The sequence below is a fragment of the Archangium sp. genome, from assembly GCF_036388035.1.
Classification (GTDB): Bacteria; Myxococcota; Myxococcia; order Myxococcales; family Myxococcaceae; genus Archangium.
In genome coordinates this window covers 1-8267 of the sequence record NZ_DASVSO010000054.1, presented here as the reverse complement: position 1 = coordinate 8267, position 8267 = coordinate 1, and the positions used below count along the sequence as shown (strand labels likewise).

The window sequence follows — 8267 nt, the reverse complement described above, 5'->3', positions numbered from 1 at the left end:
GCCGTTACGGCGCGGGGGCCGCACCGGCCCGCTGCTGGTGCCAGGCGGCGAGCACCTCGCGCTCGCGCTCCGGGGTGAGGCCAGCCCGCTTCTGCAGCTCCGCCTGCCGCTCCGGGGGCAGCCCGTTGAACCAGGCCAGCGTGTCGCGCGCCGTGTCCACCGTCGGGCGGAACTTCAGCCCGCGCGCCATCGCCTTGGCGTTGCTCACGCTGCTCATGCCCGCCATCTCGCCCTCGGGCGTCACCCACACGGGCATGTCCATCCAGGCCCGCACGTTGTGCTTCTCCAGGAAGGCGGCATCGGCCCAGGTGAAGGTGGCGTTGCCGCCGCTGGCCTGTTCGCAGGCCTCCAGCAAGTCCTTCATGGTGAGCGGCTTCGCGGGGCCCGTGGCGTTGAAGGTGCCGAAGTCCCGGTTCTCGATAGTGCGGAGGGCCCACTCCGCCAGGTCGCGCGCGTCGATGAACTGCGCCGGGTCCGAGCCCCCACCGGGAGCGAGCACCTCGCCCCCGCGGGCCACGCGCACCGGCCAGTAGGTGAAGCGCTGGGTGGGGTCATCCGGGCCCACGATGAGGCCGGGGCGGATGTGGGTGGCGCGCCCGGGAAAGGCCGCCTCGACGGCCTGCTCGCACAGGGCCTTGAGGGCACCGTAGTTCTCGCGGACGTTCTCGTTGGCCGGGTCGTCCACGGTGGCCAGCGGCGCGCTCTCGTCCATGCCCGGCCGGGGCAGCTCCTTGTAGACGGAGATGGTGGAGATGAAGACGTAGTGGCCCACGTGGGGCGCCAGCAGCTCCGCCGAGGCCCGCGCGATGCGGGGCACGTAGGCCGAGGTGTCGATGACGGCATCCCAGCCGCGGCCCTCGAGCGCCTTCAGGCCCTCGCCCACCTTGGGATCCCTGTCGCCGTGCAGCTTCTCCACGTCCGGGAAGAGCTGGGGCCGCGTCTTGCCGCGGTTGAAGAGGGTGACGGTGTGGCCGCGCGAGCGCGCCGCCTCCACCAACTGAGGCCCCAGGAAGCCCGTGCCGCCGAGGATGAGGATGCGCTTGCCCCCGCTGGAAGCGGACGCCCGGGCCGGCTCGGCGCCCTCCTTGCCCTGCCGGGTGGAGGAGCACCCCACGGCCCAGAGCGAGCCGAACGCGGCGGCCCCCTTCAACACCCCTCTGCGAGACAGCTTCATGCGGACTACCCCCTCTTGGGTTGGAGACGTGCGAAGTGTCGCGGAGCGTCAGCGGGCCGCGTCCACGGGCGTCAGCGTGGGGGCCGAGACGGACGCGGAGGCGCGCTGCTGCTGCCGGGCGAGCCACAGGGACACGGTGAGCCACAGGCCCGAGACGGGCACCGCGGCCAGCGCCAGCGCCGTCACGCCCATGCCCAGCGCGTCCAGGCCCGTGTACAGCCAGGCACTCACCGAGTCACTGCCGCGGTACACCACCGTGTCGATGAAGCCCTTGGACTTGTACTTGGCCTCCCGGTCCACGCTGGTGAAGAGGACCTCGCGCCCGGGCCGCTCGAAGGCGTAGTGGGTGGCGCCGCGCAGCGACTTGAAGCCGATGAGCATCGACAGGGTGGGCGCCACCGCCAGCCCGAGGAAGCCGAGCGCGGTGAGCAGGGGCACCACCGCCAGCGTCAGGCCCAGGCCGAAGCGCGCCATGAGGCGACCCGTCACCAGCACCTGCAGCACGAGCGTGAGGGCCTGCACCCAGAAGTCGATGTTGGCGAAGGCGGCGGTGCGCGCGTTGGCGCCCGAGGCCACCGTGGCCACGATGTGGGCCTGCTGGTTGTAGAGGAAGGTGGAGGTGGCCGCGTAGAGGAGCATCTGCAGCCCCAGCCCCAGCAGCAGCGGCGAGGAGAACAGCAGCCGCAGCCCGGCAAAGACGCCTCCTCCCACCGGAGCCTCGGCGCTGGCCGCCCGGGGCTGCACGAGGGGCGCCCGGCGCGACAACAGCCGCACGCACTGCGCGCTGCTCTCCAGCAGCACCGCGGTGAGGAGCATCAGGTTCGTGGCGCCCAGCGGCTCGGCCAGGTGCTTCACCAGCAAGGGCCCCACCAGCATGCCCACCGTGCCCCCCGCGGCGATGAAGCCGAAGAGGCGCCGGCCCTGCTCGCTCGCGAACAGGTCCGCCATGAAGCTCCAGAAGATGGAGACGACGAAGAGGTTGTAGACGCTCACCCAGACGAAGAAGACGGGCGCCACCACATCGCGCCCCACGTCCAGCTTCAGCACCACGAAGAAGGCCAGCAGGTTGACGAGGAAGAAGCGGTAGACGAGCGGGATGACCCGCTGCCTCGGCCAGCGCGCCACCAGCGCCGAGAAGGCCGGCACCGCCACCAGCATCACCACGAACGTCGCCGTGAAGAGCCACGAGACGTTCTTCACCCCCTTCGCCGTCGCCATCTCGTCGCGCAGCGGCTTGAGGATGGCGTAGCCGCACAGCAGCGTGAAGAAGTACACGAAGGACAGCAGGAGCGAGCCCACCTCCTCGTCCTTCACGTTCACGAATTTCTTGAGCATGGGGAGTGGTTTCCGAGCGTGCCGCCCTCAACGGCGGCACGGCACCACTATTCCCGAGGGGCCTACTTGCCCGCCGACTCGCGCAGCACCGCCTCCACCTTCGGCAGCGCCGCTCGAATCTCCTCCAGGGACACGGCGCCCACCGACAGGCGGAACCAGCCCGTGTCCTCCTTCAGACCGAAGGCCTGGAAGGGCACCAGCGCGAAGCCCGCCTTGTCGAGCAGCAGCTTGCGGATGTCGTCGTTCGTCTTCAGCCCCGCCTTGCCGATCAGATCGAACCGCGCCGACAGGTAGATGGCGCCCTGCGGCGCGATGGAGCGCACCGGCAGCCCCGCCTCCTGCATCGCCGTGAAGCCCTGGTGCAACGCCACCAGCCGCTCGTCCACCCGCCGCCGCATCACCTCCAGGAAGCCCGAGGTGGCCGGCACGTCATCCAGGAAGCGCGCCACCGCCACCTGCTCGGCCTTGGGAGCCCACGCCCCCACGTGCCCCAGCACGTCCTTCATCCGCGAGATGATGGACGGCGGCCCCAGCGCCCAGCCCACGCGCACGCCCGTGGCCGCGAACGCCTTCGAGATGCCGTCCACGAACACCGTGTAGGGCGCCAGCTCCGGCACCAGCTCCAGCGGCGTCACGTGCTTCGTCTGCCCGAACGTGAGCGTCCAATAAATCTGGTCGTACATCACGATGAGCGGCTTGCGCCCCTGCGCCTCGCGCTGACGGTTCTCCTCCACCACGCGCTGGCTGATGTCGCGCAGGGCCTCGGGCGAGATCATCGTGCCCGTGGGGTTGAGCGGGCTGCACAGGCACAGCAGGCGCGCCTCCTTCAGGTGCGGCGCGAGCTGCTCCACCGTGGGCATGAAGCCGTGCTCGGGGTCCGTCACCACCGGGACGTGCCTGGCCCCCACCATGTGCGTGTAGTGGTTGTTGTTCCACGAGGGCACCGGGTAGACGACCATGTCTCCCGGATCCACCACCGCGCGGAAGATGGCGTAGATGACCGGCCGCGCACCGCCGGCGATGAGCACGCTCTCCAGCGGGTACTTCAGCCCGAGCGCGCGCTCGTAGAAGCGCAGCACCGCCTGCCGGAGCGACAGCACTCCGTCCGAGGGCGGGTAGTTCGTCTCGCCCGCCTTCAGCGCCGTGGCGATGCCCTCGCTCAACCCGGGCGGGATGGGGAACTCCTTGGGGCTGAAATCACCCACCGTCAGGTTGCACACCTGTTTGCCCTGGGCCACCACCTCGCGGATCTCCCCGGCGATGCGGAGGATTTCGCTACCGACGAGACCGCGCACCATCGTGCTGATGGTGTCGTCGCGCCGGGGACCAAGCAGGGGGGTGAGATCGAGGGCCATTGAAGTCATCGCTCCAGATGCGGGTACGCGTCCAGGCAACGATATACGCGGCGGCGTACGTCCTCCCAAGCAGTCCGTGTGAATTGATGCACCCCGGACGTGTACCGCCCGGACGCCCCCTCCCTCCCCCAGACCCACCCGAGGTACGAGGAGCGAACGGCCAGGCCCCGGGACTGCCAGATACCGGGCACTCCCGGTCACGTGGAAGCCATGGCGCCCCGGAAGTCCTCTACACACGGGACCCGCCACCGGGACCTCCGGCCCATTCCGGGCACGACCACGGGCCCTGGCGGACAGGAGACACCGATGCACACGCGACACACGAAGCGTTGGGGGGCGGTGCTGACGTTGGTGGGCGCCGGGCTGCTGACACTGGCCGGCTGCGGCAGCAACCCGTTCGTGGCAACCACCTCGCTCACGGGCGGCAATGAGGTCCCCGCGGTCACGACCAACGCCGGCGGGACGGCCACCGCCACGCTCGACGGCGATGAGCTCACCGTCACCGGCGCCTTCAACGGACTGGGGAGCGAGCTGTTCAATGTGTCCGGCAGCCCGGCCCACGTCCACCAGGGCGCCGCGGGCACGGCCGGCCCCGTCGTCTTCAGCCTCACCGTCACCAGCACCGACAAGCGCAACGGCACCTTCACCACGACCCAGGAGCTCAGCGCCGAGCAGGTGCAGGACTTCAAGAACGGCCTCTATTACGTGAACGTCCACAGCATGAACAACCAGGGCGGAGAGATTCGCGGCCAGCTCATTCCGATCGAGCAGAAGGACTGAGGCCCTCTCCTGGCGGAGCCGCCGTCGTCCCGGCTCCGCTGGCTGCCCCGAGGTAATCCCGCTGGCACTCGGGCGCGGCTCGTGACACATGGGGCCCCGTTTCCGGCCCCGACCCCGCGGGCCGTCAGGAGGACGACGATGAAGGTGACCGGACGCTGGATGCCGCTGGGGCTCGCCGCCTGCCTCGCGATGACGGGATGCAAGAAGGACGAGCCGGCCGCACCGCCCGTGCCCGCTCCCGCCGCCGAGCCCGCCACGCCCCCCGCTCCCGCCGAGCAGGCCGAGGCCGACGCTGGCACCGGAGCCGATGCCGGGGCCACGCCCGCTCCCGGGACCACGCCTCCGCCCTCCCCTACCCCCGCCGGCTCTCAGGCCCTCCAGCCCGAGGATCCGAAGAACCGCGAGTGGACCGCGGGCCGCGTGGACATCCAGCGCTCCACCCTGAAGGCGGTGACGCTGCGCGAGGTGCGCTCGGCCCGCAACGAGGGCTTCGACCGCGTCGTGTTCCAGTTCGACGGCGACCAGGTGCCCGGCTACCACCTCGAGTACATCGACAAGCCCGTCATCAAGTGCGGCTCCGGAGACCCCACGCCCATCGCCGGCCAGGGCTGGCTCCAGGTGCGCATGACGCCCGCCCAGGCCCACGCCGACGGCCAGGTGACGGTCGCCGAGCGCGAGCGCAACCCCAAGCTCCCCGTGCTCGAGGAGCTGGAGCTGACGTGCGACTTCGAGGGCGAGGTCACCTGGGTGCTCGGCGTGAAGCGCCCCAACAAGTACCGGGTGATGGAGCTCAAGGAGCCCACCCGCCTCGTGGTGGACGTGCAGTACTGAGCCCGCTCGTCACCCGCGCTGTAGCGCCGTGGCCAGTCGCTCCAGCGCCGCGATGAGCCCCTGGTGTCGCGCGCGGGCCTCCTCTCCGCCCGCGCGCAACGCCAGCGCCAGTGCCAGCGGCAGGTTCAGCGCGCCATGCGCCTGGAGCTTCTCCGCGTACTCGCGCCGGTAGTCGTTGGGCACGCGCAGGCTCCAGTTCTCCTCGCTCACCGTGCCGGGCGCGTTGTACGTCTCCTTCATCCCCAGCAGGTCCGCGAAGAACACCATCACGTTCTCCGCCCGGCTGACGAAGAGGTCCGCGAACTTCGCCTGCACCAGCAGCCCCGGCTCCCCCAGCAGCCGCCGTGCGAAGTCCTCGCGCCCCTCCTCCTCCGGGTGCAGCCGCCACGCCAGGTAGTCCGCCTGCGCCCGCGCTCCGCCCGCCTGCCGCCAGTGGTCCGCCAGGGCCCAGATGGGCTTCGTGTCGTGGTTGCCCAGCATGATCCAATCCGCGGGCACGGCGTTCTCGCTCCGGTACACGTCCCGGGGGTTCGTCAGGTCCGCCTTCTGCGTCACCCGGAAGCGCCCCAGCCCGTACTGGTCGATCACCCGCTGCAGCGGATGAGGCAGGGTGCTCAACACCTCGCACAGCAGGTCCGACACCTTGCGCCCGTGGGCGTGTGCCGCCGCGATGATGGCGTCGAAGAGCGCGCTGTAGCGACGCACCTGCACCGCGTTCAGCTCCCGCACCGCACCATCCGCGTAGCGCGGCACCGAGCGGTCGAGCTGCCCCGCCGCCACGATGGCCCAGCGCGCCAGCTCCGGGTGCTCGGGCAGGTCCGGCGAGGAGAAGAGCCGCGCCCCGTTCTGCACCGCGCGCAGCGCGTCCAGCTCTCCCGCGCGGTACACCCACGGGCACACCAGCCCGTGCGGATGATCAATGCGCAGTCCGTCGTACTCGGACAGCATCTTGTTCACCCGCGAGGCCATGAACCACAGCACCGGTCCCGGCTGAGGAATCGGAATGTCCGGATCGATCAGCGCCCCGTTCGGCGCGTGGTACTGCCCCGGATCCAACACCGGGTAGTTCCACGGCTGGCCCTCGGGGTTGGTGCGGCTGGGCGGCGCCCCCATCAGGTACGAGCCCAGGAAGAGCCCCTGGTAGGCCCACGCGTCCTGCGGCGAGAAGCCAATCTGCAGATCCCCGTACAGCTTCAGGCCCCAGGCCACCGTCCGCTCCCGCAGCGCCGCGTGCTGCGAGTGCACCAGGAACTGCCGGAAGGCATACGCCTCCACCTGCCCGGCGTACTTCGCCAGCAGCACCTGCCGGCGCTGGGCGAACGGCGCCACCTCGCCCGCGCGCGGGCTCCACAGCCGCCGATCCCACTCGCTCGGCCACTCCTTCCAGTAGGGGCGCCCGTGCTCGGTGCAGAGCGCGTCATAGAGCGCGTCCCGCTCCAGCCACTCGTGGTGCTCGCGCCGGAAGGTGTCGAAGTGCTCGGCGAGCCACGTGATGGCGCTGCCCGGCGTGGCCTGGGCCCGCTTGTGCTGGAAGGTGCTCCACGCCTCCTCCAGCGCCTCGCTCTGGGCGCGGCAGGCGTAGCGGTGCTTCGCTCGCGGCTCGCCGCCACCGGGCCGGGAGGCGACGAGGGTCCGCACGCGCTCGGGCCGCAGCAGGCCGCCCCAGGACTCCTCGTGCGTGAGGGAGGCGAGCGCCACGTTGAGCACGTTGCGCGAGAAGAGCGTCCCGTCATACGGCGAGGCGTTGTCCTCCGACGTCTGCCCCTGGGGGCCGAGCTGGATGCCGTTGAAGCCCAGCTCCCGCGTGAACTCGAGGAAGCGCATGCCCCCTTCCGAGTACGGCGAGCCCCGGCCGAGATCCTCGCCCGGGACGCTCGGAAAGCTCGGGTCGTGGATGCTCAGCACCAGGTTGCGCACGTTCAGCGCGGCCAGGGCCGCCGTCACGTGTCGCCGGTAGTCTTCGGGCAGGGTGGCTCGGGGCATCGGCACGACTCGGGGAGAGGCATCCACCCTAGGAGATAGTCGCGAGGCCGTGAACCCTCTGCCCCCCTGGCGGCCCACCTCCTGCGCAGGTGCTGACAGATTGGCAGCCGGCTCCGGCGCCGTGCGGACCAGGAGTGCACGGGCCCGGCCTCCGGGTGCACCGCGCTGGACGGGCGGCCTTCGGCCCCTCCCAGTGAACACTGAGAGGGCGCGAGCGGAGGGACGGCACCGCTTCCCGTTGGAAGCAGGGCGGGCCCCACGAGAGACTGACGCCTCGACTCGGAGTTCCTGATGAGCACCGTGGCCCCGCCCCCCTCGCCTCTCGCACTCCCCACCGCCCCCGCTGGCGAGGGACTGTCGGCGGAGGTGCTGGCACGACTCTTCGAGCAAGCCCGCCCGCTGGTGGAGTCGCTCTTCGCCCAGGTGAGTGACGGCGTCACCGTCCAGGCCCCGGACTACTCGCTGCGCTTCGCCAACCCCTCGGCCCTGCGCATTCTGGGAATCGACTCCCGGGAGGAGCTGCCGCGCACGGGCGGCTCCAAGGTCTTCGCGCGCTACGAGATGTTCGACGCCTCGGGGCAGCCCCTGAGCGCCGACCTGCTGCCCGGCCGGCAGGTGCTCACGGGCCAGAGTCCCCCCGAGCGCATCCTGCGCTTCCGCGACCGGATGACGGGCGAGGACGCGTGGTACCGGGTGTCCGCGGCACCCGTCCGCGATGCGCACGGCCAGGTGGTGTACGCCGTCAACGTCTTCCGGGACATCACCGAGGTGATGCGCACCCAGGAGAAGCTCAGCCTGCTGGCCGAGGC

Annotated in this window: 7 protein-coding genes; 3 read left to right on the top strand and 4 right to left on the bottom strand. The window is 70.9% G+C overall.

Annotation, left to right across the window (positions count from 1 at the left end; translation table 11 throughout):
* Positions 1-4 precede the first annotated feature (4 nt).
* The 3 genes from VF697_RS02455 to VF697_RS02445 form a co-directional block, all read right to left on the bottom strand.
* Positions 5-1174, bottom strand: coding sequence for an SDR family oxidoreductase (locus VF697_RS02455; RefSeq protein WP_331091844.1), 1170 nt, complete (start codon positions 1172-1174; stop codon positions 5-7).
* Between the two features lie 48 nt (positions 1175-1222).
* Positions 1223-2509 carry an MFS transporter gene (locus VF697_RS02450; protein WP_331091843.1) on the bottom strand — a complete coding sequence of 429 codons (1287 nt, stop codon included), beginning with the start codon at positions 2507-2509 and terminating at the stop codon, positions 1223-1225.
* A gap of 62 nt (positions 2510-2571) precedes the next feature.
* Positions 2572-3864 carry a pyridoxal phosphate-dependent aminotransferase gene (locus VF697_RS02445; RefSeq protein WP_331091846.1) on the bottom strand — a complete coding sequence of 431 codons (1293 nt, stop codon included), beginning with the start codon at positions 3862-3864 and terminating at the stop codon, positions 2572-2574.
* Between the two features lie 306 nt (positions 3865-4170).
* Here VF697_RS02445 and VF697_RS02440 point away from each other — a divergent pair, with 306 nt between their 5' ends.
* Complete coding sequence (locus tag VF697_RS02440; RefSeq protein ID WP_331091842.1) at positions 4171-4644, top strand: CHRD domain-containing protein; 474 nt, start codon at positions 4171-4173, stop codon at positions 4642-4644.
* A 138-nt stretch (positions 4645-4782) separates the two neighbouring features.
* Positions 4783-5475: an AMIN-like domain-containing (lipo)protein gene (locus VF697_RS02435; protein WP_331091841.1), complete on the top strand. Its 693-nt coding sequence runs from the start codon at positions 4783-4785 to the stop codon at positions 5473-5475.
* A gap of 9 nt (positions 5476-5484) precedes the next feature.
* On the opposite strand, the gene VF697_RS02430 is transcribed toward VF697_RS02435, so the two are convergent.
* Positions 5485-7458 carry a 4-alpha-glucanotransferase gene (locus VF697_RS02430; protein WP_331091845.1) on the bottom strand — a complete coding sequence of 658 codons (1974 nt, stop codon included), beginning with the start codon at positions 7456-7458 and terminating at the stop codon, positions 5485-5487.
* 291 nt (positions 7459-7749) lie between these two features.
* On the opposite strand from VF697_RS02430, the gene VF697_RS02425 reads away from it, so the two are divergent.
* Positions 7750-8267, top strand: a 518-nt coding sequence (locus tag VF697_RS02425; RefSeq protein WP_331091840.1) for a PAS domain-containing protein, incomplete at its 3' end; no start/stop codon positions are given.

Bases quoted from the DNA above. Each gene is read 5' to 3' on its own strand.
- VF697_RS02455 (WP_331091844.1), bottom strand. From the start codon at position 1,174: ATGAAGCTGTCTCGCAGAGGGGTGTTGAAGGGGGCCGCCGCGTTCGGC.
- VF697_RS02430 (WP_331091845.1), bottom strand. From the start codon at position 7,458: ATGCCCCGAGCCACCCTGCCCGAAGACTACCGGCGACACGTGACGGCG.
- VF697_RS02440 (WP_331091842.1), top strand. From the start codon at position 4,171: ATGCACACGCGACACACGAAGCGTTGGGGGGCGGTGCTGACGTTGGTG.
- VF697_RS02445 (WP_331091846.1), bottom strand. From the start codon at position 3,864: ATGGCCCTCGATCTCACCCCCCTGCTTGGTCCCCGGCGCGACGACACC.
- VF697_RS02450 (WP_331091843.1), bottom strand. From the start codon at position 2,509: ATGCTCAAGAAATTCGTGAACGTGAAGGACGAGGAGGTGGGCTCGCTC.
- VF697_RS02435 (WP_331091841.1), top strand. From the start codon at position 4,783: ATGAAGGTGACCGGACGCTGGATGCCGCTGGGGCTCGCCGCCTGCCTC.